Genomic DNA, 25,819 nt, shown 5'->3' with positions numbered 1-25,819 from the left:
GAGACTATACTTAAAGGCAGGAGGGTCAGCATTTACGCTGGGAAGTGGCTTGCGCCTGTCCTGACAAGCTACGCTTCGTCACGGGCTGATGTCGCAAATCCAAGATCCCAGACGATGAATGTCTGGACTGTAAGCCCCAGACGATGATGTCTGGATCAACGACCCCAGACGATGAATGTCTGGATCAAAGACCCGACATTTATCGTTCCCCGTGCTGGCCGTTAGCGCCAGTAGGTGACCACTTCGTATTGCGTATATCACCGTACCAACGTCACATCCCCCTGCAAAGTCTGCAACGTTTCCTGCCGCTCTACCTGATACTGCATGAGGTAGAAATAGACCTCCGTAGGCGCAGGCTCCCCGTCCTGTTCGCCATTCCAGGGCAGGGTGGCGTCTGAAGTCTCATAGACCAGATTGCCCCAACGGTTGTAAATGCGCAGCAGGAAGTTCAGGAAGACCGGTTCTTCGCAGTCGCTCAGCGGACCGAAGGTATCGTTGGTATTGTCGCCGTTTGGGGTGAAGGTGTTGGGCAGCGCAATCATACAGATACTGGTGTCACAGTCTATGGTCGCAATGGCCATGGTATCCGCAACCGTCTCACATGCTGTGCTGATAGTCAGGGCGTACAGGCTGTCCAGGCCCACTTCGATCTCCGTGGCCGTATCGCCCGTAGACCAGGCGTAGTCTGCATTGGGGAATTCCGGGACGGAAAGCGTTGCCGGTTCATCTTCGCAAAGGGTCAGGGTGTCCTGCTCAAAGGCGAATTCGAGTGGCTGTGTAGCAAAAATATGGTCGGAAAAATTGGGCAGGCCGGAATAGGGGATATCCTCACTCCCCGGCAGCATATAAACATCCGGCATAAACAGCGGCTCGGGCGTATCCGGGCATTCCAGAACAGACAGGGTTGGCCCGCCGCCCAGGAAAAAGTCGCGCTCCAGCAGGTAAAGATTCCCATCTACAGCCATTTGCATATGCCCGGTCAGGCGGTTCTCCGGCAGGTTAGCGATTATTAAACGGCTGTTGGCTACCTCTTCTGACTCCAGATCATACTGTGCTAGTACCCGGCCGGAAGGTGTATTCTCCACAAAGTATAGGAAGCGGCTGTTGGGCGAAAAGGAGGCGGCGTTCAGACTAAAGTCCGGCATAGGCGTCAGGTCGATGATGTTCGCCGTATCAAGCTGCCCCGTGGCATTATCGAAGGGGAAGACGGTGCCCGCGCAATGCAGCCACTGCCCGTTGGGCGAGATATCGAGCTGTCCGCTAATGGTGCCGTCAAACGGGAAGGAAAGCGTATCCGTAACACCTTCATTCGTGACCGGGAAGACCAGCAGCCGGTTGTCCTCCGGGGCCGCATCCACGATCGCCACCCAATAATCTGAACCGTTCTGATGGATGGTGCCTGTAAGCCCCTCGAAGGCAGGCACGTGCACCCGTTGGTCGACCACGGTGACGCCGCCCAGCCCATTATTGAGCGCCATATCTACCTCAAAGTAGGACAAGCCCCGCCCCTGCGGCTGCCCCGGCACACTACCGCCAATGTTAAACTCCACTTCTTCCATTGTGAACAGGTAGTACACCTCATCCTCCCCCGGTTTTGGCAGTATCAGGGCGGACTGCATCGCACTAAATCCACCGCCCTCAGTGCCACCCATGTCATACATGATCTCGTCATTACGGTTCCAGATTTTCCCGGAGGTCTGCCCAGATTGCTCCGGGTCCCGGCCACCACCATTGGTGTAGAAGAGCACATTGCCCTCCGCATCCGAGACAATAGCGCAGCCTTCAAAGGTTTCCATTGCGCCACCAGGCACCTGTACCGGGGTTCCTCCGGAAAAGTCCAGCCCGGCAGCTGCACCGAAGTACCAAACGGTACCTGCATTCTGGGCAGAGAGCAACAGTGGGGACAACAGAAAAAAGCAGAGTAGTTGTTTCATAGTCATTTTCGCGTTTATGGCCACAAAGCTACGGTATATTCCCGTTGCACTCCTCGAATTCTGCTTATATTAGTAACGAGTGAATAATAAGTTCCGCATTTTGACCGAGGAGATTTTGCTTCAAGACAAGGCGGAAAACGTAGGCGTCCATACGGACGGCGAGGCTTTTCAACGAAGTATTGGAACAAAAGACCCCGTCATAAATCGAGAAGTTATTATTTAATCGTTACTTAACCGTCAAAAATCAGGCACTATGCCAAAAAGTGTAGCGATTATCGGGGCGGGCTGTTCGGGCCTGGCTGCCATCAAAAACATGCAGGATGCCGGTCTGACGGATATCGTCTGTTACGAGAAGAACGATCAAATCGGCGGCAACTGGGTCTTCACCGCCGGAGAGTCCCACTCCAGCGTTTGCGAAACCACCCATATCATTTCTTCAAAAGAACTTTCTGCTTTTGAGGGTTTCCCTATGCCCGATCACTATCCGGACTATCCTTCGCACAAGCAGGTGCTGGCTTATTTTCAGGATTATGCAAGGGCATTCGGGCTGGAACAGTACATACAATTCAATACGGCTGTTGAACAAGCGGTTGAGCTTCCTAACCACCGGTGGCAACTCACCCTTAGCAATGGTACCGAACGCACCTTTGACTACCTCCTGGTCGCCAACGGACACCACTCCGTACCCCGCTGGCCCGACATACCGGGTACTTTTACCGGAGAGTATATGCATTCGCACAGCTTCAAGACCAATAGGCCCTTTGCGGGAAAGCGGGTGCTGGTCATCGGGGCTGGCAACTCGGGTTGCGACTGTGCAGTGGAAGCCAGCCGGGTCGCCGAATCTACGGCCATCAGCCTGCGCCGCCCCACTTACATCATCCCTAAATTTCTCATGGGGAAGCCCACCGATACGTATAACGCTTTGCTACAGCGTATTCCAGGTTTCCTTCGGGCGCCCATACAAAAGCTCAGCCTTCAATTACAAATTGGGAAATATGAGCGCTACGGGCTGAAGACCCCCGAATACCCGATCACAGCCGCTCACCCCACCCTCAACTCGGAACTTCTTTACCGCATCCGGCACGGGCGGGTAAGCCCCAAAGCCGGTGTGGAGCGCTTTGAAGGCCAAACGGTCCACTTTTCTGATGGCAGCAGCGCGGAATTTGATACGGTCATTGCCGCAACTGGATACAAAATTGCCTTCCCCTTTTTCGAGCCGGGGCTGTTTGACTTTGAAGATGCCTACCGCATTCCGCTCTACCTGCGCATGATGGCGCCCGGGCACCCCAACGTCTTTTTCATTGGGCTGGTGCAGCCGCAAGGGTGCATCTGGCCCTTGTCTGACTTACAGGCCCAACTGGCGGCCTTGCACATCACAGGCAGGTGGCCGTTGCCGGACAATCTGGAACAACTGGCAGAAGCCGAGTGTGATGAAATCGAGCAGGAGTTCAAACAAGCCCGGCGGCACAGCCTGGAGGTTCATTTCCACCCCTTTGCCGAAAAAATCCGGGCGCAAATCAGAGCCGCCGCAGGTAAGCGACCTGCCGTACCTGTATAGGAAAAGAGTTGACCTCGGGGATGTCCTCCCCTTCGAAGGTTTGGTTGCCGGTAGTACGGATGGCTTCGAGTTTCCCGGAGATGATTTCGTAGGTCATCACGCCCTCTTTGACTTCGGCTGTGCTCAGCAATAAGCTGCCCATCACATCAAACCGGCTGTACATTTTGCCATTGAGCAGATATACATCCATTTCAATGGTATTCTGTTCATCGATTTTATACCAGCCCATTTCCGGGCGGACCGGCTTGAGCAGGTAGTCCCGAAGCCCTTCCGCTTTATCCGCTCCGTAGATGATACTGTAGGTGTAAAAGGAGTCTCTGGGCAGAATGTGCAGTTCCATCGGCAACTCCTGCTGCTTGCCCTGCAGGCTGTAGATTTCCAATGTGCCTCCCCATTTCCCAATCCATTCCTGAGGCAGCCCCAGGCTATCTGACGTATCCTGAGCGGCAAGCGGCTGACAAAACGCGAGGAACAATAAAACAGTACTGATTGATTTCGCTATCTTCATCATTCATTATTTAATGCCCACAAGATAACGTATGCGTCTCAACTTCCTGATCCCAATCCTGCTCGTTGGTACTTTTAGCAGTGCTGCTCAAGCCCCCTACTTCCAACAGCAGGCCGACTACCGTATTGATGTACGCCTCGATGATCAGGCGCATGTACTGCAGGGGCACCTCAACCTCATTTACCACAATAATGCCCCCGAGGCCCTCGACACCCTCTACTTCCACCTCTGGCCTAATGCTTACCGCAATCAGCAAACCGCTTACGCGAAGCAGGCCCGGCGCATGGGCGAGACGGATTTCCACTTTGCCCGTAAAGATCAGCTCGGCGGCATAGACTCCCTCAGCTTCACTGCGGATGGCGAGGCCGTAACCTGGAGCTACCACCCCGAGCATATTGATATTGCCATTCTGGTGCTTCCCCAGTCGCTGCCCCCGGATGCGCAAGTGGAAATTAACACTCCATTCCGGGTGGACTTGCCCTATATCTTCTCCCGCCTCGGCCATGTGAACCAAAGCTACTCCATCACACAGTGGTACCCCAAGCCTGCGGTGTATGACAACGAAGGCTGGCACCCCATGCCCTACCTCGACATGGGCGAGTTTTATTCGGAATTTGGCAACTACGAAGTCAGCATCACGCTGCCGGAAAACTATCAGGTGGGCGCCACCGGCACTTTGCAAAATGAGGCCGAGCGCAAACGCCTGCTCGCACTCAGCCGGCAGCCGCTTCCTGAGGACGCAAACGGGGCTTTTCCACCTTCCGCTAAAGCCTTCAAAACCCTGATGTACACGGCCGAAAATGTGCACGACTTCGCCTGGTTTGCCGATAAGCGCTTTCAGGTGCGCCACGATACGGCTACCCTGCCTTCCGGCAAAACCGTGGAGGCCTGGGCATTTTTCGCAGCCGAAGATCAGGACTACTGGGACAAAGGGGCCTTTTACGTCAAGCGGGCACTGGAGTTTTATTCTGAGAAAGTCGGGGAGTACCCCTATCCGCAAGCTACGGCCGTGCAGAAGACTACCCTGGGCGCGGGCGGCGGCATGGAATACCCTATGGTCACCAATATTGGCGGGGTGGGCAGTGCCGAGTCGCTGGACATGGTCATCACGCATGAGGTGGGGCACAACTGGTTCTATGGCATCCTCGCCTCCAATGAGCGCGACCACGCCTGGATGGATGAGGGGCTGAATAGTTATTATGAAGAGCGGTACCGACAGGCGTTTTACCCTCAACCGGAAAGGCAGCTACCCCGGCTGTTGATGGGCAACTCCGGTATTCCTGAAGAAGAGCTGCCCTATCTGATTCAGGCCCGGCGCGGGCAGGATCAGGCTCCCGATACTCCCGCAGAGGCATTCAATCCGGTCAATTACTACATTGGGGCCTACCAAAAGCCGGCACAGAGCTTTCGGCTGCTGGAAGGTTTTCTCGGCAAGCCCACCTTCGATCAGGCCATGCAAGCCTACTATAAAACCTGGCAATTCCGGCATCCGAAGCCTGGAGATTTACGAAAAGTGTTGGAAGCCGAGAGCCAAACCGAACTAAGCTGGCTGTTCGACGGGCTGATTGGCTCCAATGCAAAGGTGCGCTATAAGATAAAAAGCATCTCCTCCACCGGTCGGTCTATCAGCCTGACTGTGCGGAACAATGGGCAAAGTGCACCGCCCCTGCCCATAGGGTTAGGCACGCGGCGGGAAAGCATCAGTCAGATTATCTGGAAAGAAGGATTCACCGGTACCAAGACTTTCAGGTTGCCCAACCGCGGTCAGGGCCTGATGCTCGACCCGGAACGGCGCATCCCCATGCACAACCGCAGGCGTACTGCTAACTTTGCCCGGCCATTCCACTTCAAGTGGCTGGCAGGTGTACCCGATGATGAGCGCCCTACGCTTTTCTGGAGCCCCCTGCCGGGGTATAACTATTACGACCAGAGTATGGCGGGGCTGTTGTTACATAATGTCTCCCCACTCGCCCAGAAGCTGGAGTGGATGGTGATGCCATTTTACAGTACTAAAGGCCAAACAATTGTGGGCCTACTTGGATTACGGTATAACTTTTTTCACTTGAACAACAAATGGCTACAACGTACCTCCTTTGCAATCAATGCACGTCAGTTTGGCCATCAGCCAGCAAATGAATTCATAGGCGTACCCATGTACCAGCGCCTGGCTATATCCGCAAGCCTCAACAGTAAACCACTGGGCAAACGCGGTCTTACGCTCAATTTCAAACCTGAAATTATCTTTCTGGATACAGAAGCCTCACAAATCGATCCTGATTTTGGCTGGTTTGCTCCAGGTCACACTACCGGAAGCGGCTTTTACAGGTTCAGCTTCGAGGCCGTGCAGAAACAGGCTGTCCGTCCATTCAGGCTTTCAGTAATTCACGATGGTGACTGGCGTACCAACCGGCTACACCTCTCCTTTGAGCAAACCCTGCCCTACTGCCCCACCGCAGCGGTTGATTACCGTTTTTTTGCAGGGTACCGCTGGTCCGAGACGACAAGCCCTTTCCTGTCTCTGAACCTCATACCTGCCGCTGGGAACGACTTCTTTTACGATGAGCTCTACATTGACCGGCAAAATTATGCACGGCAGGTCATTCAACAAACCTATACCCGGGAAGGTGGATTCCGGTCCATACCTCCACCGAGATTCTTCCGGTCCACCCCTCCAACACGATTCCACTCGTTTGGACAGAGCAACCACTACATTCTAAGCCTCAATCTGAAAGCCGGACTGCCCCGTAAAATGACATTCGGTATCCCCATCAAGCCTTACTTTGACATCGGAATTTATGATTCGGAAGGGGAAACGGCTGAGCCGCTCGTCTGGAGTGGTGGTGTTATGCTGGATATTGCCGATGAGACCCTGGCGATCTACTGCCCGCTTGTTTTTTCGAGCAACTACAACGAAGCCCTCCAAAGATTGAATTTTGGAGCGCGCATCTCCTTCCAGATTAATTTACTGCGGCTCAACCCCATGAACCTTTCAGGAATTGACCTATTTTAGCAGTCCACTTGAATACTGAAGCTATGAAAAAAATAATCGTGCTCTTCGCCCTGCTGTGGTGTACTCTGCTGCAAGCACAGGCCCCCTACTTCCAACAGCAGGCCGACTACCGCATTGATGTACGCCTCGATGATCAGGCGCATGTACTGCAGGGGCACCTCAACCTCATTTACCACAATAATGCCCCCGAGGCCCTCGACACCCTCTACTTCCACCTCTGGCCTAATGCTTACCGCAATCAGCAAACCGCTTACGCAAAGCAGGCTCGGCGCATGGGCGAGACGGACTTCCACTTTGCCCGTAAAGATCAGCTCGGCGGCATAGACTCCCTCAGCTTCACTGCGGATGGCGAGGCCGTAACCTGGAGCTACCACCCCGAGCATATTGATATTGCCATTCTGGTGCTTCCCCAGTCGCTGCCCCCGGATGCGCAGGTGGAAATTAACACTCCATTCCGGGTGGACTTGCCCTATATCTTCTCCCGCCTCGGCCATGTGAACCAAAGCTACTCCATCACACAGTGGTACCCCAAGCCTGCGGTGTATGACAACGAAGGCTGGCACCCCATGCCCTACCTCGACATGGGCGAGTTTTATTCGGAATTTGGCAACTACGAAGTCAGCATCACGCTGCCGGAAAACTATCAGGTGGGCGCCACCGGCACTTTGCAAAATGAGGCCGAGCGCGAACGCCTGCTCGCACTCAGCCGGCAGCCGCTTCCTGAGGACGCAAACGCGGCTTTCCCACCTTCCGCTAAAGCCTTCAAAACCCTGATGTACACGGCCGAAAATGTGCACGACTTCGCCTGGTTTGCCGATAAGCGCTTTCAGGTGCGCCACGATACGGCTACCCTGCCTTCCGGCAAAACCGTGGAGGCCTGGGCATTTTTCGCAGCCGAAGATCAGGACTACTGGGACAAAGGGGCCTTTTACGTCAAGCGGGCACTGGAGTTTTACTCCGAAAAGGTTGGGGAATACCCCTATCCGCAGGCTACGGCCGTGCAGACTACCCTGGGCGCGGGCGGCGGCATGGAGTACCCTATGGTCACCAATATTGGCGGGGTGGGCAGTGCCGAGTCGCTGGACATGGTCATCACGCATGAGGTAGGGCACAACTGGTTCTACGGTATCCTGGCCTCCAATGAGCGCGACCACGCCTGGATGGATGAGGGGCTGAATAGTTATTATGAAGAGCGGTATGCACAAGACTATTATTCAGATAGCGATGGCGACGGCGTCATTGACTACCTGTTGCGCAGCACCCCCATGAATGAGCGGGAGTTTGGTTACCTTTTTCAGGCCCGCCGACACCTGCATCAACCTCCGGAAACCCACTCCAATGCGTTCAAGCCTATCAACTACCTCGTAAGCGCGTACATTTTGCCACCACTGGCTCTGGATTTGCTGGAAGGCTACGTAGGCACTCAAGCCCTGGACAGCGCTATGCATGCTTACTACCAAAAGTGGCAGTTCCGGCATCCGCAGCCCGGGGATTTGCAGCAGTCTTTGGAAGATGCCCTGGAGCAAGACCTGGACTGGCTATTTGAAGGGCTGATAGGAAGCAAAGGGCACATCGACTATGCCATTACGAAGGTTGAAAATCAAAGTCAGTCGTACCGGGTGGAAGTCGCCAACCGTGGCATTATTGAAAGCCCGGTTGCGCTGTCCATTGTAAAGGGTGATACGGTGGTGGCCACGACATGGTCCAAAGGCTTTAGCGGCAAGCGTATGCTGCGCATTGATAAAACAGCCGGCGATTTGCTGGTCATTGATGCGGAGCGGCATGCCCCGGAGCTCTACCGCCGCAACAACTACTACCGGCTGGATGGCCCGCTGAAAGGGATTCGACGCCCGGATTTCACCTTCCTTCCCGCAGCCACCAATGACACCCGGGGCAATATCCTCCGGAGCCCCGCCCTGGGCTGGAACAACTATGACAAGCTCATGGCGGGCCTCGTGCTGAGCAACCACACCCTGCCCGAACAGCGGCTGGAATGGCGGGCAGCGCCCATGTATGGCTTTGGTAGCCGTGACCTGACTGGCCTGGGGGCGCTACATTACAATTTTTATCCCCGAAAGCAGGGGGTAGTCCACCGCATCCGTTTAGGCCTTACCGGGCAGCGTTTCAATTCCAATATCATCTCCCGCTTTAATGAGCAGGAGCATATCGGTTACGATCGTCTTCAGCCTTACCTGCGCTTTGATTTTGCGCCTGACCCCACAGACAACACCTACGCCCGCCTTCAATTGCGCGGTATTTGGTTGCGGTCGGAGACCCTGGACTTCCGAAGCCCTACCGAACCGCTGGCAAGAGACTATGAGACGCAGTGGCTGCAGGAGGCCCGGTTCACCTATGAGCAACGCCGGAAAATCAATCCCTATCAGTGGTCTGCTGCTTTGGAGCATCAGGCCTTTGAGAATGTCTTAGGAGCCGATGACCGCTATGTGAAAGCCGCTTTTGAGATCGACTGGAACTTCAATTACAGTAAGCGGGAGGCGGTGCACCTCCGTGTGTTTGCCGGCTACTTTTTGTACAGCACCTTCCGGGAATCGCAGGTGGTTAGCCCGGTCGCTTTCAACCTATCCTCCAACGGTACCAACGACTACCGCTTCGATGACCTTTACCTGGGCAGGACCGAAACGTCCGGTATTTGGTCACAGCAGATTAGCCGCAGAGACGGTGGGTTTAAGGTGCCGCTGCCTCACAATCCAGGACTGGGCCGCAGCAATAACTTCATCCTTGCCGCCAATTTCAAAGCAGACCTGCCCAGTCAGGCGATGCTGGGGATCCCACTCAAGCCCTATCTGGATATCGGCTACTTTAGTGACCAGCATTCCATTGGGGGCGACCCTTCTTTTTCCGATCAGTTCATGTGGAACGGAGGCCTGATGCTGGAACTGTTTGACGAGCGCCTGGCGGTCTATTTCCCGCTCATTAGCTCTAAGAATATCGCTGATCAGCTTGAGGAGCGGGGGGATTACTTTACCCGCATTGGTTTCCAGCTGGACCTGCAGCGGATGAACCCCTGGAAGCTGCTGGACCGGCAGGAGTTGTAGCAAAAATACCCATTGCATCCCTTCACGGGGCAATGGGTACTCGGTTTCAGTCGGGTGACTTTATACTCCCCCCGGGCACAATAAGTGATTTTTGACTTTTTCTTTTTGCGCCCTGCGGCGTTAAAAATGCTCGCCGTCCGTAAGGATGCCTGTGCTTTTTGCCTTGCAGGGCATAAAAATAAAGTCGTCAAAATTTCACCTCTCGTGACCGAGGGGAGTATAGCTTGTTATTCTTCTGTGCAATCCAGGCACTGCAGCCCCTCTTCGGTCATTTGCCAGGTGCTGCCGGGGTTATCGTAGATGCGGGGGCGATAGTTTACTTTGTCGGCATCATCGATGTAGAAGCGGGTTTCCCCATCAAAGCGGATGAATTTGCCCACCGGTATTTCCACTATAGCCCGCACGCCCTGCACGCGCCACTTGGTACCACGCGGAATATGGAAGTAGGTCGGTACGGTCAGTGCATCAGCCGTTACCCGCTCCTGGTAGTTGATGGCAGCAGCGAGTTCTTCGGCCATCGCCAGGTTGGTGCCCCGGGACTCCAGCCGCTCTTCCAGCACAAAGCCTTCGCTCTCGCCCTTCCGGATTTCAATGTCCACATTATCGCTGATCAAGGCATCGTGGTAAAAGAAAAGTTCGCCATCAATATTGAATTCATCATTGCCCGGCACCGTTTCATCAATCCGGAAATTGAGGGTATCGGTGGTGATGGAGGTGAGCTCCACGCGGCGGTCCAGGTGAGCTTCGTTGCTGAAATCACGTGCCATAAAGGCCATGACCCCGAAAAAGCTGACAATATTCAGCACCCAGAATGCGGTAAGCCCGATTTGCCAGGGCCGGCTCATACGGGTTCCGTACAAGGTGCGCAGTATGGAAAGCCCGGCACTAAGGAGCACCACACCGATAATCATCAGGATGTTGAAGGCGCCCAGCATCGTCACCATAGGCCACTCCGGCGCAAAGTAATCCACATAAGGCCAGAAGAAGACGCCGCCGGTAAACATGGCGATCCAGGAAGCCAGCAAACCCAGTGCAATCAGCGCACCAAACAGGATAAGCAAAGGCTTCCAAAGGTTACTGATCAACTTAATCAGTATGGCTACAACTTTACCAATGAAAGAGACGATTTGCCGTAATACCTCACCTAGCGTTCCACCACCGGTTGCGCCTTTTTTTTTACCGCCAAACTCATTGCCAAATTCAGAGACCTTACTGGAGATATGCTCAATCTCTTCCTCTATGATGCGGCCGATATTGGAAACATTGATCGGTTCTCCGCGCATAGCAAGGCGGTCACTGGCCGTTTCCGCTTTCGGCAAAATGGCCCAGAGAATAATATAAGCTGGTATGCCAAATCCTCCGGAAATCGTTACGACAATGAATACCAGCCGGATCCAAAGCGGGTCACTGATACCAAAGTAGGCGGCGATACCAGAACACACCCCACCGATGACTTCATCCTCGGGGTTGCGGAACAGGCGGCGACCTGTCCGGTAATCATGCGTGCGGCGGTGCGCCCGCTCGGGGCCTTCTTCTGACAGGGTTTCATCGATAGGCTCTGCGCCGAAGTCTTCGGGCGTGCCCATGATGACTATAGCATCCCTGACATCCTTCAGCGTGACAATCTGCCGTTGCCCCATGCCTTCCTGAAAAAGCTCTGCCATGCGGGCTTCGATATCCTGAGTGATTTCTTCGTACCCGTCAGATTGCCTGAAGTGGGCGTGTATGGTATCGAGGTACCGGGTAAGGTGTTCGAGGGCATCCTCATCAATAGTAAATGGTACACCGCCCAGGTTGATTTGCTGTACCTTATTCATCGTGGTTGAAGTTTTGCGTGGAATGATCGACCGCCTGCACCAGGGAGCCCCAGGTCTGCAGTAATTCGGCAAGGAATGTACGGCCGGTTTCGGTAATGGAGTAGTATTTGCGGGGCGGGCCCATATTGGACTCCCGCCAGTTGTACTCCAGCAGCCCCTGATCTTTCAGGCGGCTGAGCAGCGGATAGAGTGTCCCCTCCACGACGATGAGTTCTGAAGCTTTAAGCTCGGCGATGATGTCGGAAGGGTATGCCTCCTTCTTCGCTGCGATCGCCAGAACGCAAAGCTCCAGAACGCCACGCCGCATCTGTCGGACCAGCTGCTGTCGGGTTTTATTCAGATCTTTAGCTTTCATGTCCACAAATATACAACCTAACCAGGTACTATGCAACACAAGGTACCTGCTAACACCTAGTATCTTCTATGAACGACTACTGCTTATCGATGAAATAAATAGCCCTTTCCGACCGGGCGGCCAAAAATCAGGGCCGGCGGCCGCTTTCGGCGTATTGCTTTAATGCTTACCTTTGCAGTTCCGGACCACTAAGAAATCATCCTTATGAAGCATTCTGTACTATCCACTATACTTGCTGTTTTTAGTTGTATTGGACTGGCCGCACAGCCCGTCATACAAAACGGCACCTTCCCACAGGTTGGGGACTCCCTGCGTGTCTTTGTAGACAATCTGCCTTCCGGCATTGACCTGGAGGACGCTGCGGCTAACCAAAGCTGGAATTTCACCACGCTGCAATCCGCTTTTGTCAACACCACTCCTGTAGTGACGGTGCAGCAGGCAGATGGCTACTTTGGCTTCCCCGGAGCAGACTATGCGGTGGTGGGAGATAATGCCAACTTTTTCTACCGGACCACCGCCGGTAAAGTGGAACTGCTGGGCTTTTACGGAGAAGACCCTGCTGGGCTGGGCATCGAAGGCATTTTCCGCTACGAGCCCCCCCTCATTGAACGGCGGGCACCTCTGCAGTACCTGGATGTCAATACGTCAGGCACCAATATCAGCTTTGCTTTCTCTGCCGATGATTTGCCGGATCAGATAACGGACTTACTGCCCATTTCTCCGGACTCCATTCGTATACGCCTTAATTCCGAGCGCACCGAAGAAGCAGATGCCTGGGGTACTTTGACCATTCCCGGAGGCATCTATGATGTACTGCGTGAGAAGCGGACAGAAGAACAGCAGATCCGCCTGGATGCCAAGATTGGTTTCTTCAACTGGTTTGACATTACGGATATTGCGCTTGAATTACTACAGCTGGAAGCGCTTGAGCCCCGCACCACGATCAGCTATCGCTTCTTCAGCAATGAAGCGGTAGAGCCCATTGCTGAAGTACAAACGCTAAACGAAGGAGCCACCATTAGCAGCGTCACTTATAAGGCGGGAACGATCTCCAGCCTGCGCCCGGTAGAAACCGCTCTGCCTGGCGTCTACGCCTACCCCAACCCGGCGATTGTGAATGTCCGTTTTGAGTTTGCCAACCTGCCAGCCGACAACTACACTGTGAGTATCTTCAACATTCTGGGTGTGAAGGAATGGTCCCGGCGTTATTACGTAGACGGCGGGCGCACGGAGAAAGTGGATATTTCTGCATTGCGCAAAGGCACCTATTTTTACAGCATCGCGGATAGCCGCGGCAAGACACTCGTTACAAAACGGCTAATCGTTGTACGCCCCTAGACTTTAGCCTTTTTGTATACTTTTGCCCCACCCTGAAATACCTCCGGGGCAGAGAAGCAACTTGAAACCAGCAAAGCTCATGAATAGATACCTCTTAACTGTTTTACTACTGACGAGCCTGCTTTACAGCTGCAGCAGCGATACAGCAAGTGAAACAGATTCCGCTACAGCGAACAACACTACTGCGCCACCTGCCGAAACCACCCAGGCGCCTACCTACCCCAGCATACCCGCTGATACGATCAGGGCTCTTTTTAATGAGTGCGACTACATTGATTATGTATTCTACTATACCAACTTCAGTGTCAGCCAAAAGGAGAAGCGGGACATTCAGACAGCGATTACCTACATCGCTTCCGAAACACCGCAAATCAACCCCAGCTGCCAGGCAGTCGGGCGGGTGTTCTACCAGGTAGATGGTGAGAACCGGTTGGAAGCAGACTTATATTTCAACCCTAATCAGGGCTGTATCTATTACCTCTTTTTCCAGGATGGGAAGCCCGCTTATGCCAACCGCATTATGCCTGCCGGGATCGATTTTTATACCAAAATATTCCAAAGCGCGCAATCGGCGCAGTAAACCCGCTTATGGACCAGGAACAGTATGCCGTTATTGACCTCGGCACCAACACTTTCCACCTGCTCATCGCGCAGCCTGGTACCCGTACACCCATAAAGGAAGTTTACCGGGAGCGCCAATTTGTACAGCTGGCAGAAGAAGGGATTGCCACAATTGGCGCTGCCCCTTACCAACGGGCGCTGCAGACCCTCCACCACTTCCGTGCCGTACTGGATCAGCATCAGGTCCCCGTTGAGCAGGTCAAAGCCTTTGGCACGGCTGCGCTGCGCACGGCCAGCAACGGGCCGGACCTGGTTCAAAAAATAAAAGCAACCACCGGCATTACCGTCACTACGATCAGTGGGGATGAGGAAGCCAGGCTGATCCACAAAGGCGTTCAGCTGGCAGTGCCTGATGTGGAGGACCGCCTGTTGATCATGGATATCGGTGGAGGCAGTGTGGAGTTCATTATTGCCGAGCAGGACCGCGTACTGTGGGCGCAAAGCTTCCCTATTGGTGTGGCTGTCCTGTACCGCGATTTTCACCGGAGTGAACCGATCAGCTCTTCCGAGCGCGAGCAGCTACGCTCCTTTTTGCAGGGAAAACTTCAGCCGCTACGCACTCATTTGTCTGAGTGGCCTACCCCTTTCCTCGTGGGGGCCTCCGGCACTTTTGATGTACTGGAACAGTTTGTGGGGCAACGCCCGGAGACCGGCTACAGCAGCCGGGTTTCAAAGGGGGCGGTTCAGCCCTTTTACGAGCAGGTAACTGGTATGACTCTGGAAGAACGTTATGCCCTGCCGGGGATGCCTAAAGCCCGCGCTGCCATGCTCAGCGTTGCGCTCATCTTGGTAGATGAGGTAATAAAAATGGCGAATACAGAGGACATTATTATCTCTGCATTCGCCATGAAGGAGGGGATGCTCAGTGAACTAATGCAATAGCAGCCTTACTTATCATCTCCAAAGAAGGCCAGAATTTTATCCGCCAGCTCCAGCCCGATATTGGCCCGTGCTTCCAGGGTGGAAGCGCCGATGTGAGGGGAGCAGGAAATTTTAGGGTGTTCCATCAGTTCCTGCCGGGGCATGGGCTCATTTTCAAAAACATCAAGGCCGGCACCGCTTAGTTTGCCACTGTTGAGTGCATCAAGCAGGGCATCTTCATCAATAGCACCGCCGCGTGCGGTATTGATGAGTACAGCCCCGTCCTTCATCTGGGCAATTTCCTCTGCGCCGATGATTGCCTTACCGCCTTTGAAAGGCACATGGATGGTTAGGTAGTCTGAGTTAGCCAGCACTTCCTCCCACTCGTAGGTATCAAGGCGGACAGAGAGGCGGACATTCCCGGAATTGTAAACATTAATACCAATATCGGCTTCATCTACAACAAGGTCCACTGGCATAACCTTCATGCCCAGCCCGACTCCAATACGTGCCACTTCCCGGCCAATCCGGCCAAAGCCGACGATTCCAAGCGTGCGGTTATTCAGTTGCAGGCCGTGGGAACAAGCCTCTTTCATTTCCTTAAATTCACTGCCTCCACGCTGCTTCATTTCCCGGTGTGCCAAATGCAGGTTGCGGCTAATGGAAAACATATGTGCGAAAACCAGTTCTGCGACAGACTTGGAAGAAGCCGCAGGAGTGTCCATAACAGTAATGCCTTTCTCACGGGCATATTCTACATCTATGTTGCTCAGTCCAACCCCTGCCCGGGCAATAATTTTGAGATTCGGGCACTGATCGATGAGGGCCTGCCGGATTTCCGTAGCACTACGCACAATCACAACATCGTAGTCAGGCATCACTTTTGGCAATTGATCGGCTTCTACTTTTTTGACGTCCACCGTGTAGCCGGCTTCATGCAATAGAGTTATGCCATCCTGGTGCAGCCCATCCGTAGCCAATATCTTTACCATGTATTTTCAACATTTAGGTGATTGAAATAGGGTTGTTACCTAAGGGGATCCACGCTGATGAAAGCATTGGCCCCCATTGAAACCAAAATCACCCGAAAACGGGGGTGGTTTTGGACACCCCGCCCGGGCTTAGAATACACCGAATAATAGGTCTTTTTAGGGAAAACAACTAGTGTTTGCCCTAAATTCTGCCTTACAGCATCCAATCTGCTAAGGCTATTGGGCAATTTAACCACAGCAGCACCCTCTCCGGCGCCGGAGAGGGTGCTGCAAGAAGTATTTTTGCTGATTCCTTGAGGCACCACGCAACGGGAGCCCGGTTAATTATCGACCTTTTCGCTGTAGATGGGGAAGTTCGCCCCGGTATAATGGCTGAATTTTTTTCCGGAGGTTACCGGAAAGGAGTACTTTTTCATAAAGGTTTTGAGGACGGCTGCCAGTTCAAGCTCATCCACATTACGGCTGTCCGGGCGCAACAGGTAGCCCAAATGGTCAATACTGCCATCGGTATTCCAGAAGGCATGCAGCCAGATTTTCACGCCTTTAAGGTCAATATCCAGCTTATCAGCATGCTTTTGCAGTTCCTGCATCATGGACATCCAATGGTTAAAAGCGTTTTGTGTGTCATAATTAGCTACTTCAAGGAGTGTTTGCTGGTATTCCTGTTTGGCAACTTCGTACCCTTCTTCATTTTGCCCTAAGCGGAACACCGCTGGCAAATCAGCAGATTGCGCCGTGGCTGCAGCAACCCAAAGAGAGGATACCAGGAGAAATGAGCATAGCAATTTCATACGGTAAGTAATTTTTTGGCGCCCCGTCAAACCGGAACTCCATTTGTTTAAGTTTTTGAATTATGATTACTTTGAGACATAGTGTAAAGTTAGCAATATATAACAGTCGAAAGGCTTTTCAACCTGTTAAAATCACTTCAGCACCTTCCCTCTGACCAGGCATCAGGCGCAGTATTTTATCGATTTTGGCAGGGTTGTGGTCTAAAAAACAGGCACGCAAACCAGATAATGCCTTTATTTGCAGCTTATGGTAATTGATGTCATATTCGCGGTATTTGCCCTTTGGGGGTTTTACCTTGGGTTCTCCCGGGGTATCATCAAAACGGTCTTTACGATCCTTTCGGTCGTATTTGGCCTGATGATCGCATTCCGTTTCGGGCCGGATATGACGAAGTTCCTGGAGTCTGCCGTTAATGACAACGCGCTGATGTTCCTGGCTGGTTTTCTGCTCACTTTTGTGCTGACGATGGTCATCATCCGCCTGTTTGCCAGTTTTCTGGAAGGCGCCCTCGAGTCTGCCAATATCAACTTTATCAATCAGGCGGTTGGGGGTGTTGTCATGGCCGGGCTTATGGTATTACTGTACAGTGTGCTCCTTTGGTTTGGTGACCGTTCCCACCTCATCAATGAGGATGCCAAGCAGGAATCCATGACCTACACTTACCTTGAGGAATATCCGGAAATCGTGTGGTACTACGGAGGCAAAGCCAAGCCTATTTTAGAAGATTTCTGGGACCACTCTGTGGATTTCATGGACCGTCTGGAAGACGCCAAAGTGCAGCGGGAGGAAAGCGACCCGGTCATTTATGACTTGCCAGACGAGGACGAACCAAGGCGTTAAGAGCCAATCTTCCCCATTTCCACCCCTTCGGAGTAAGCTACGCTGATATTGTGGCTGTGAAATGCAGCTTTGATCCGGCGGTAAACCTCAAACTTAACTTCCCAAAAATCATCCGGCACCACATACGGCCGTACGGCCACGACAATACTATGGCTGTCGTATGCTTCAATGCCTACCTCCGGCGCGGGGTCTTCCAGCACTTTTGGTATGGATAGTAACTGCTCCATGATAATCTGTTCCACCCGTGGGAAGCTCTCGCTGTAGGGCATCGTCACACTCAGCTCAATACGGATGTAGCCCTTTCGGGAGTAGTTGGTCACAATATTGTCCACCACCTGCGCATTGGGGATGATGAGGGTTTTGCGGCCCGGCGTCACCATGAGCGTATTGAAAATCTGGATTTCCTCTACCTTCCCGAATTTGTCGTCCACCTCAATCCAGTCTGCTACTTTATAAGGTTTAAACAGCAGGATGATAATGCCCGCTGCGAAGTTGGACAGGCTTCCCTGCAGCGCCAGTCCTACAGCAAAACCAGCCGCTGCAAGAACAGCAAGGAAGGAAGCCAGTTCCACTCCTATTAGACCAGCAGCCGAAAACACAATCAGTACTTTCAGGGAAACACCCGCGAGTGAAGTCAGGAAAGGGATCAGGCTTTTACTCAGGCCAGCCTTTTCCATAGCCAGTGCGAGGCCTTTTGTCATACGGTTGACCAGCTTGAAGCCGATCCAAAGCACCAGGCCCGCCAGTGCGACCTTAGGGAGGTAACCAATGAGCAGGCGCCCGCCTTCTTCCAAATAAGCAGCAATCTTTTCCATAGGAGCTCAAATTAAAGCCCCAAAAATAGTTGTGCGATTTGGAAAATCAGTATTCCCGGCAACTAATCTTCCTTAAATTCTATGGAAATGGATTCGGGTACTGTATCGCCACTGATTTGCACCAGATAAGTGTAAGCGCCGCTGTCATAGGCAGTCGCCCCCACGTAGTCAATAGGTTGAAGAACCAAGGTATCTCCCTCCACAATGGCTTCCAGGTAGGCGTAACTGTAAATAAAATCGAAGGGAAGATAGGCTGTGGTTGCCCCCGGAGCGATGTTTTCAAACACCTGACTACCACCACCTCCGGGGATCACTTTCAAGGCTGTAATGACAAAATCACTGATATTGGTGATGCGCAAGGCGACACCATCGTGCCCTGGCAGCACGCTGTCTTCCGATGTATCGCAGGCTGTGATGGTTGCCAAAAGGGCGAACGCTAGCACTTTTTTCATCTTCAGGTTCTTTTACTGGCAAAGAAGAAAGATAAAAAAAATCAGGACTGCTACTTCAGTTTGGACAACATTTCCCGTGCATTGGCATTATCGGGGTTAATTTCCAGAGAGCGCTGATAACATTCTCTGGCTTTAGCTTCCAGCCCGTTTTGGTAGTAGGCCTCTGCCAGGCTGTCGAAGGCATTGGCGGAACCGGGGTGTTGCTCTGCATTGTAGGCCATTACCTGCAGTGCCTCTTCCTTATGCCCTTCACTCAGGAAAAAGTACCCGATTTGATTGACTTCCCATTCTCCAAGGTAAGCCTCTCCGGAATCGACGAGGTCATTAAAATGCTTAATGGCAGCTTTGGCACCTTCCTGCTGCAGGGTTTCCCGTACAACACGGGCGCCATCGGGCAAAGATGGCAGCAACTCAAGCAATTCCATCTCCCAGGTCACTTCTGTTCCGGGAAGGTTGAGGGCTTTTTTGGTCCGCATCGCTTTTTCGAAATCCTTTATCGGGATGTGGAACCGGTACTTGCCCCCTTCGCGCATCACCGAAAAGGCTTGCTGAAGCTCAGGAGAAAGAGCGGAAATACGCTGATAATCCGGCACTCCAATCTGATAGGTGGAAACGAGCACCTGCCCGTTGGAAGCAAGGAGCTGATTATGCGTCAGTGCTCCGTGCCCGGAGGTCAGAGCAGGGCCACTGCCCGGTTTAAGTTCGTCATATACCCAGCCGTTGGGCGTTTGTTGCTGGGCATGCAGCCCAAGGCTCAGGAAAAAAAACAGGCATAGGGGGGATAGCCAATTCTTCATCGTGTTGCTTTTTGGTGTTGGTTCTGAAAATGACTGGATTTGCCAGACATATTATAAATTTTCCTATAAAAATAGACTAATTATACAGCCTTCGCCATTTTTTGTTCAACTTTAACATACAGAACCACACAAAAGACTTTCACTCAATGTTAGGCGCGTGGATCTACACTGAAGCGCAAATCCAGCAAACGCAAGCGGTAGCGCCTGCCTATACGTACTTTCCTGTACCGCACTAATTTGGCAAGGGCATACCCCAATCCCGCAGAAATGACTGTGACAGCAGCATCCCTTCCACTGTAACTTGTTTCGGGGTTGCCATCGGTAGCATAGCCCAAAAGTGCGAACCCCGACCAGGAGCCTCCGAATATCATAAGTGATGTACCCACTGCTTTTCCCCATCCCCGGGCAAAGCGCAACTCCGCGATATCATGAACATTCACATACCGGTCGCCAAAAACGATCAGGCTGTCTTCTACCCTGATGTCTTCAATATAGCCTTCTCTGAAGGACTCCTCTCCTGCCAGCCGGTAGTCAATGACGGACCCAATGTGGATTTTCTCCGTTTTCGGGCTTCCGTATTTCTCAATCTGCAGTACCTTCTGTGCGGACAGGGCACCGGTGGAGCAGAGTATTAACATCAGGGTAAACAGACGCATATCAAAGAGTTCAGTTTATCAAAAGAACATTTATCAGGCACTTGGGTTGGCTGGCCGCTGTTTTTTAAGAAACCGCCGGATCATAATCTGAACGGACTGCTCAATATGTGCGAAAGGTAAAGGCTCCCGGGCCACGTAGAGCAGTACGAAGTCATAACCTGCCGTATCTGATGGCAGCTTTTGATAGAGCCGGTGCTTGTTGAGCCGCCAGGCTTCCCTGACCTGCCGCCGGATGCGGTTGCGGTCCGTGGCTTTAGGGAATTTGCGCTTAGGCACACTAACGGTCACACGGACCGGCAATTCGCCTCTTTCCTCGCTTTCGCGAAAAATCAGGCGCACGGGGTACTGTGCAAAAGAGGGCGACTTTCCGGAAAACAGCCGTTCAATGGCTTTTCGGCTCTTGAGTCGCTCGGCTTTCAAAAATTTTTTTTTCGGTTTCATTGCCTGTAATTACTGGGTTTTTCCGGGTTTATTAAAATTTTTTTTCGCTCCGGTTATGGAATTTGTGCTTTTCTCCGACAAATAAGTAGAAGCCCTGCTGAAACGGGCTGCATTTTTCACCCATTAAACCAAACCACTTATGGAAAAGCAAGTATTATTTACGGAAACTGTTAAAGGCGAAGGCCGTACGTATTTCTTCGACATGAAAGAAGCCAGCAACGGCAAGCCCTACCTTTGCATCACTGAGGCCTCCAAGAATAAGGAAGGGGAGTTTCAGCGCAACCGTACCTTCGTATTCGAAGAGGACTTTGAAAAGTTCGCTTCTGCCGTAGCCAATACCATGAAGGCTTACGCCGGGCTGGAAGGCGCAAAGGCAGCGTAAGCAAGAGAGCTCCCTTACGCGAACAACTCTGTTAACACTCAGTGCCCTGCTTCCTATTTTTGAAGCAGGGCCATCAAAAACACCCCAAATGACTTACCCTCCTCAAAACCTATCGATCAAAAGCTGGGCTGAAGCGGACCGCCCGCGCGAAAAATTGCTGCATCAGGGCAAATCAGCGCTGTCTGATGCTGAATTACTTGCCATTCTCATTGGCTCAGGTACCCGGGAAGACTCCGCCGTTAACCTTGCCAAAAAGGTACTAAAGTCCGTTGGCCACAACCTCAATGACCTGGGGCGCCGCAGTATTGCCGAGCTATGTACCTTCAGAGGCATTGGCGAAGCAAAAGCCGTTACAATCGCTGCCGCCCTGGAACTCGGCCGCCGCCGGCAGCTTTCGCGTATTGCGGATAAGCCGCAGGTAAACTGCAGCCGCGATGCGTTTGATGCCATTGCCCCGATTCTGGTCGATTTGCAGCATGAAGAATTCTGGATCCTTAACCTCAACCGGGCCAACCGGGTCATGGGCCGCAGCCGCATCAGCACCGGTGGCATGGCAGGCACGGTGGTGGATGCCAAAATTCTGTTTCGCAAAGCGCTTCATGCGGAGGCCAGTGCCATCATCCTTTGCCACAATCACCCCTCTGGCAACCTGTTCCCCAGCCAGGCCGATCTGGACCTCACTAAAAAATTAGTAAAGGCCGGACGGGCGGTAGATATCCCAGTATTGGACCACCTTATTGTTTCGGAACGCGGCTACTACAGCTTTGCTGATGAAGGTAAACTCTAACCCGCTGCAACTTATCGCCTACTGCCGTGTTTCTAAGACTATCCTGAAAATAATGTGACAACACCGGAATGGCATCAAGTGATAAGAATAAGGTAGACTACAAATTACTGGGCAGGGTCTTTGCAATGGCGAAGCCCTACCGGTCGGTTTTCATTACCGCAGCAACCCTCGCGGTGCTCCTGGCTCCAATATCAACGGCACGCCCTTACCTGATTAAAGTGATGGTAGATGATTATATCTTCGCCAGCGATATCCCGGGCCTTTCCAGGATGGCCATGGTCCTGGTGGGGCTGTTATTCCTGGACTCCCTGTGCCGGTACTGGTTCATCTATTCAACTAACTTGCTCGGGCAGTCCGTCATTCGGGACCTCAGGGTTAAGGTCTTCCGGCATATTACCAAGCTCCGGTTAACTTACTTTGACCGTACGCCAATCGGGACGTCAACCACAAGGACGATCAACGATATTGAAGCCATCAACACCGTATTTTCTCAGGGGTCCATCACCATTATCGCGGACTTGCTAACGCTGGTGACCGTACTTGGTGTGATGTTTTACACCAGCTGGAAACTGACACTAATCTGCCTGACAACGATGCCCTTTCTGATTCTGGCAAGCTACATCTTCAAAGAGAAAGTCAAAAAGTCTTATCAGCGGGTCCGCTCCCATATATCTGCCATGAATGCCTTTCTGCAGGAACGCATCTCAGGAATGCGGATCGTGCAAATCTTCAACTCGGAACGGGAAGAGATGGGCAAATTTAAAACCATCAACCGGGACTATACTCAGGCTAACCTGGACAGCATCCTGTATTATGCTGTATTCTTCCCGGTGGTGGAGATTATCTCAGCGGCCTCCCTTGGCCTGATGGTATGGTGGGGCGCTCAGGATGCCCTGAAAGCCAGTGGCGTCACTTTGGGAGCGCTGATTGCCTTTCCGGTTTACCTCGACATGCTGTTCCGCCCTATTCGTACAGTAGCCAACAACTTCAACAACCTGCAAATGGGCCTCGTCGCTTCGGAGCGGGTCTTCAACCTCATTGATCAGGATGACCGGATTGAGGATCAGGGGGAAATCAAACCTGAGAAACTGAAAGGCCATATTGAGTTCGAAAAGGTGCATTTTGCCTATCAATTGCCAGAGTACGTGCTTAAGGATATCAGCTTCGAAGTAAAGCCGGGAGAGACGCTCGCTATTGTTGGCAGCACTGGCTCCGGTAAGTCTACAATTATTAATATCCTCAACCGGTTTTATGAGATACAAAAAGGGCGAATCAAAGTTGATGGCACGCCCATTGAGGATTTTGACCTGGAGGCGTATCGCAAGCGTATCGCCATTGTCCTGCAGGATGTATTCCTTTTTTCCGGTTCCGTTATGGAGAATATCACGCTCAGGGATGACCGTTTCTCCCGGGAAGAAGTCGTTAATGCTGCAAAGCTCATCGGTGCGCATGAATTCATAGAAAAGCTGCCGGGTGGATATGACTACAAAGTAATGGAGCGGGGCGCCACGCTCTCTATGGGCCAACGGCAACTCATATCATTTGTCAGGGCGCTGGTTTTTGACCCGGATATTCTCATTCTGGACGAAGCCACTTCCTCTATTGACCCGGAAACAGAGTCTGTCATTCAATACGCCATCGAAAAGCTGATAGCCAGACGGACCTCTATCATTATTGCGCATCGCTTATCGACGATACGGCACGCCAATAACATTATGGTGCTCAGCCGGGGAGAGGTTCAAGAGTTTGGGCCGCACGAAAGCCTGCTGCAAATCGAAGATGGCAAATACCGGAATCTGTACGAGATGCAGTTTCTGCAGGTCGCCGAAGGAGAATAACTATTGGAAAACAGCCTGTGATACTGCCCTGATCAGGAAGAAACCATCCTCTCCCTGCTTTTGATAGAGTGGCATTAGGATCAGCCCGTCTTCAATCGCTTCGATAGGCCCGTTGCGGTCGAACGCAAGAATTTCACCCTGCTTTACCTTCTGGAAATTTTTGTAATCCGGAACCATACGGAAATGGTCCTCCGGCTCAATGGAGTGGGTGGTGATCAGTTCAGATACTTTCGGTAAGCCCCGGGCGTACTCTATGAGCAAAGCATCGTGCCGGTTCTCCACATCCTCAGAGCGCACGCAGCCGATGGTACGCATACAATTGATGATCGCTGCAATAGCCCGGTTTACTGATAAGGTTTCTTCATGCTGGCCGGACTCAAAACAAACGGTAGTGGTTTCCACGCCTATGTTCTCCGTATTAAAGTAGTGAAGGGTCGTGCCCTGAATACCTTCCAGCAATCCTGTGATAACCGGGGCATGCAGTTCAACAGCAATATTTACACTTTTAGGGTCGTCGGTAGCGATAGAAAAAATCCCCCCGTAGGCTGTGGTGGTGTGGAGGTCGAGGACGATAACTTCATCGGGCTGATAGTCCTGAATTTCCTCCATAACAGCTGTATGCAGCTCCAGAATTTCGAGCTCTTCGTGCCGGAGCTTACTGACCGGGGTATTGAGCACATACTCCACGACTTCAGGACGCCACTGACGATTGAGGTCCCGGTTAAGAAAGCGGACACCATTCTCAATCGCCCGCAGGTTGCCTTTAAACCCAACGATGCGGCCCCGGAAACGGAAGTCAGGGTTTGATTCGGGCTCCAGTTCCAGTAATTTGAAAAGAATACTAAGCGCCTGAATGCCTGCCGGCTCATTGCCGTGCATGCCGCCGAAACAAATCAAAAGCGGCCCTTTTTCCTGCCCGGTATGCCTGCCTATTAATCGCTTTTCCTTCATTGCTTCTTGGTCTCGTATTCGTTTGCCGGCACCCACCGGGCCCAATCACCCGCCCGGCAAACCTGTTTTGGCAATATACGAGAGTTCGCTAAAAAAAGGAAGGCTTAGGCTGATTGCTATTTCAGGAAGCTACAGCAGGTGAAGATTTGGGGTTGGGGAGCCGGAGTTCCAGGTATTGCGCTTTAAAGCCAAGCTTCTGATAGATGGCAAGTGCCGGATTGTCGGATTTGACATGCATAGCGATATCACCGTCAGCATATTTTACGCCCTGATCAATCAGCTGCTTCACAAAAGCTTCCTGTCTTCGGTAACTGGCTTCAACGGTCACAAAAACAAAAATATTTTTGGGATTATAGGCTTCCATGCCGGTGCGATTAGCAATAATGGCCCCGATGATCTGCTTGTTGTGCCGGGCTACCAGTACAAAACCACCAAAGGAAGGTTTGAGCTTCATAGCATACTCTATCGCTTCCCGGATACTGTCACACTCACTATGCCCCTCCTGCTCCGTAAGGAATCGGATCACCTGGCTTTTCTCCATTGGGCTCATACCTGAAAAGGCGTCGTACAACTGATACTGATAATCCATTTTAAATCGTCTTTTCGCTCTCTCAAAGCAGTAAATAAATAACTGTTGAACCTGTTTTCCCGGAGCCGACCGATGCATAACGCAAAGATCAGGCGATAGATTGTCAACCGTTAACGAGTGTTGGTCCTACCAGGGTTGCTGACCTGACTACGGGGAAGTCCCTGTTAGAGACCATTGGAAATAGGTTCCGCTACAAAAGGGATTATAGTCTTGCCTGAAAGTTTTTGGGGAAGTGTTTGCAAGCCACTTGGCCTACATCACTAATCAGTGCTCTGTTTGGGGCTCCGTTGAGGAGCAGATAGCGTAGATAGTTAGGAATGTTCAGGGTTACCTTAATTTGACAGAGGTCTTTATCTGCCATTTCGCTGCCTAAGTTCACAGACCTTTGCGGAAAAACAGCAATAACCGGTGTCGAATCAGTTAAACAGA

General features: G+C 52.3%; 23 protein-coding genes. 10 read left to right on the top strand and 13 right to left on the bottom strand.

The window, feature by feature from the left end:
* Positions 1–257 precede the first annotated feature (257 nt).
* On the bottom strand, positions 258–1,934 hold the full coding sequence (locus tag ACO08I_RS22135; protein ID WP_421947136.1) for a gliding motility-associated C-terminal domain-containing protein: 1,677 nt from the start codon (positions 1,932–1,934) through the stop codon (positions 258–260).
* A gap of 253 nt (positions 1,935–2,187) precedes the next feature.
* On the opposite strand from ACO08I_RS22135, the gene ACO08I_RS22130 reads away from it, so the two are divergent.
* Entirely contained in the window at positions 2,188–3,492 is a 1,305-nt protein-coding gene (locus ACO08I_RS22130) for a flavin-containing monooxygenase (RefSeq protein ID WP_421947135.1), read from the top strand.
* Here the strand turns inward: ACO08I_RS22130 and ACO08I_RS22125 are convergent.
* The gene (locus ACO08I_RS22125) at positions 3,452–4,003 is read right to left on the bottom strand and encodes a hypothetical protein (RefSeq protein ID WP_421947134.1); all 552 of its coding nucleotides are present in this window, start codon (positions 4,001–4,003) and stop codon (positions 3,452–3,454) included. The two genes, ACO08I_RS22130 and ACO08I_RS22125, sit on opposite strands and share 41 nt — an antisense overlap.
* Before the next feature lie 28 nt (positions 4,004–4,031).
* On the opposite strand from ACO08I_RS22125, the gene ACO08I_RS22120 reads away from it, so the two are divergent.
* Together ACO08I_RS22120 and ACO08I_RS22115 are read left to right on the top strand one after the other, a co-directional pair.
* Complete coding sequence (locus tag ACO08I_RS22120; RefSeq protein ID WP_421947133.1) at positions 4,032–7,010, top strand: M1 family metallopeptidase; 2,979 nt, start codon at positions 4,032–4,034, stop codon at positions 7,008–7,010.
* A gap of 23 nt (positions 7,011–7,033) precedes the next feature.
* On the top strand, positions 7,034–10,066 hold the full coding sequence (locus tag ACO08I_RS22115; protein WP_421947132.1) for a M1 family metallopeptidase: 3,033 nt from the start codon (positions 7,034–7,036) through the stop codon (positions 10,064–10,066).
* Between the two features lie 227 nt (positions 10,067–10,293).
* Here the strand turns inward: ACO08I_RS22115 and ACO08I_RS22110 are convergent, their stop codons facing one another.
* Together ACO08I_RS22110 and ACO08I_RS22105 are read right to left on the bottom strand one after the other, a co-directional pair.
* Positions 10,294–11,883 carry a PspC domain-containing protein gene (locus ACO08I_RS22110; protein ID WP_421947131.1) on the bottom strand — a complete coding sequence of 530 codons (1,590 nt, stop codon included), beginning with the start codon at positions 11,881–11,883 and terminating at the stop codon, positions 10,294–10,296.
* Positions 11,876–12,238, bottom strand: a complete 363-nt coding sequence (locus tag ACO08I_RS22105) for a PadR family transcriptional regulator (RefSeq protein ID WP_044216239.1) — start codon at positions 12,236–12,238, stop codon at positions 11,876–11,878. Before ACO08I_RS22105 ends, ACO08I_RS22110 begins: the two co-directional genes overlap by 8 nt.
* Before the next feature lie 204 nt (positions 12,239–12,442).
* On the opposite strand from ACO08I_RS22105, the gene ACO08I_RS22100 reads away from it, so the two are divergent.
* The 3 genes from ACO08I_RS22100 to ACO08I_RS22090 all read left to right on the top strand — a co-directional run bounded on the left by ACO08I_RS22100 (position 12,443) and on the right by ACO08I_RS22090 (position 15,079).
* Positions 12,443–13,576, top strand: coding sequence for a T9SS type A sorting domain-containing protein (locus tag ACO08I_RS22100; RefSeq protein WP_282780464.1), 1,134 nt, complete (start codon positions 12,443–12,445; stop codon positions 13,574–13,576).
* 79 nt (positions 13,577–13,655) lie between these two features.
* Positions 13,656–14,156, top strand: coding sequence for a hypothetical protein (locus tag ACO08I_RS22095; protein WP_421947130.1), 501 nt, complete (start codon positions 13,656–13,658; stop codon positions 14,154–14,156).
* A gap of 8 nt (positions 14,157–14,164) precedes the next feature.
* Entirely contained in the window at positions 14,165–15,079 is a 915-nt protein-coding gene (locus ACO08I_RS22090; RefSeq protein ID WP_421947129.1) for a hypothetical protein, read from the top strand.
* A 5-nt stretch (positions 15,080–15,084) separates the two neighbouring features.
* On the opposite strand, the gene ACO08I_RS22085 is transcribed toward ACO08I_RS22090, so the two are convergent.
* Positions 15,085–16,050 (bottom strand): D-2-hydroxyacid dehydrogenase, encoded by a 966-nt coding sequence (locus tag ACO08I_RS22085; protein ID WP_282780470.1) that lies wholly within the window; start codon positions 16,048–16,050, stop codon positions 15,085–15,087.
* Between the two features lie 320 nt (positions 16,051–16,370).
* Positions 16,371–16,841: a hypothetical protein gene (locus ACO08I_RS22080; RefSeq protein ID WP_044216244.1), complete on the bottom strand. Its 471-nt coding sequence runs from the start codon at positions 16,839–16,841 to the stop codon at positions 16,371–16,373.
* Positions 16,842–17,088: 247 nt separating this feature from the next.
* On the opposite strand from ACO08I_RS22080, the gene ACO08I_RS22075 reads away from it, so the two are divergent.
* Positions 17,089–17,682: a CvpA family protein gene (locus ACO08I_RS22075; protein ID WP_282780490.1), complete on the top strand. Its 594-nt coding sequence runs from the start codon at positions 17,089–17,091 to the stop codon at positions 17,680–17,682.
* Here the strand turns inward: ACO08I_RS22075 and ACO08I_RS22070 are convergent.
* The 5 genes from ACO08I_RS22070 to ACO08I_RS22050 form a co-directional block, all read right to left on the bottom strand.
* Positions 17,679–18,497, bottom strand: a complete 819-nt coding sequence (locus tag ACO08I_RS22070) for a mechanosensitive ion channel family protein (protein ID WP_044216246.1) — start codon at positions 18,495–18,497, stop codon at positions 17,679–17,681. The genes ACO08I_RS22075 and ACO08I_RS22070 overlap by 4 nt on opposite strands.
* A gap of 62 nt (positions 18,498–18,559) precedes the next feature.
* Positions 18,560–18,949 (bottom strand): hypothetical protein, encoded by a 390-nt coding sequence (locus ACO08I_RS22065; RefSeq protein WP_421947128.1) that lies wholly within the window; start codon positions 18,947–18,949, stop codon positions 18,560–18,562.
* A gap of 50 nt (positions 18,950–18,999) precedes the next feature.
* Positions 19,000–19,746 carry a tetratricopeptide repeat protein gene (locus tag ACO08I_RS22060; protein WP_044216250.1) on the bottom strand — a complete coding sequence of 249 codons (747 nt, stop codon included), beginning with the start codon at positions 19,744–19,746 and terminating at the stop codon, positions 19,000–19,002.
* 149 nt (positions 19,747–19,895) lie between these two features.
* Positions 19,896–20,402, bottom strand: coding sequence for a hypothetical protein (locus ACO08I_RS22055; protein ID WP_044216251.1), 507 nt, complete (start codon positions 20,400–20,402; stop codon positions 19,896–19,898).
* Positions 20,403–20,435: 33 nt separating this feature from the next.
* Positions 20,436–20,822, bottom strand: a complete 387-nt coding sequence (locus ACO08I_RS22050; RefSeq protein ID WP_160213627.1) for a ribonuclease P protein component — start codon at positions 20,820–20,822, stop codon at positions 20,436–20,438.
* Positions 20,823–20,982: 160 nt separating this feature from the next.
* Between ACO08I_RS22050 and ACO08I_RS22045 the strand changes: the two genes are divergently transcribed.
* The 3 genes from ACO08I_RS22045 (at position 20,983) to ACO08I_RS22035 (ending at position 23,850) form a co-directional block, all read left to right on the top strand.
* Positions 20,983–21,225, top strand: coding sequence for a DUF3276 family protein (locus ACO08I_RS22045; RefSeq protein WP_282780475.1), 243 nt, complete (start codon positions 20,983–20,985; stop codon positions 21,223–21,225).
* 88 nt (positions 21,226–21,313) lie between these two features.
* Positions 21,314–22,012, top strand: coding sequence for a RadC family protein (radC, locus tag ACO08I_RS22040; RefSeq protein ID WP_044216254.1), 699 nt, complete (start codon positions 21,314–21,316; stop codon positions 22,010–22,012).
* A gap of 68 nt (positions 22,013–22,080) precedes the next feature.
* Positions 22,081–23,850 (top strand): ABC transporter ATP-binding protein, encoded by a 1,770-nt coding sequence (locus tag ACO08I_RS22035; protein WP_044216256.1) that lies wholly within the window; start codon positions 22,081–22,083, stop codon positions 23,848–23,850.
* On the opposite strand, the gene ACO08I_RS22030 is transcribed toward ACO08I_RS22035, so the two are convergent.
* Together ACO08I_RS22030 and ACO08I_RS22025 are read right to left on the bottom strand one after the other, a co-directional pair.
* The gene (locus tag ACO08I_RS22030) at positions 23,851–24,801 is read right to left on the bottom strand and encodes a succinylglutamate desuccinylase/aspartoacylase family protein (protein ID WP_282780479.1); all 951 of its coding nucleotides are present in this window, start codon (positions 24,799–24,801) and stop codon (positions 23,851–23,853) included.
* 121 nt (positions 24,802–24,922) lie between these two features.
* Positions 24,923–25,390 (bottom strand): GNAT family N-acetyltransferase, encoded by a 468-nt coding sequence (locus ACO08I_RS22025; RefSeq protein ID WP_282780481.1) that lies wholly within the window; start codon positions 25,388–25,390, stop codon positions 24,923–24,925.
* Positions 25,391–25,819: the final 429 nt, after the last annotated feature.

Origin of the sequence: Phaeodactylibacter xiamenensis (assembly GCF_965229835.1) — a bacterium.
Taxonomy (GTDB): Bacteria; Bacteroidota; Bacteroidia; order Chitinophagales; family Saprospiraceae; genus Phaeodactylibacter; species Phaeodactylibacter xiamenensis.
This window is presented reverse-complemented; position numbering and strand designations above follow the sequence as displayed.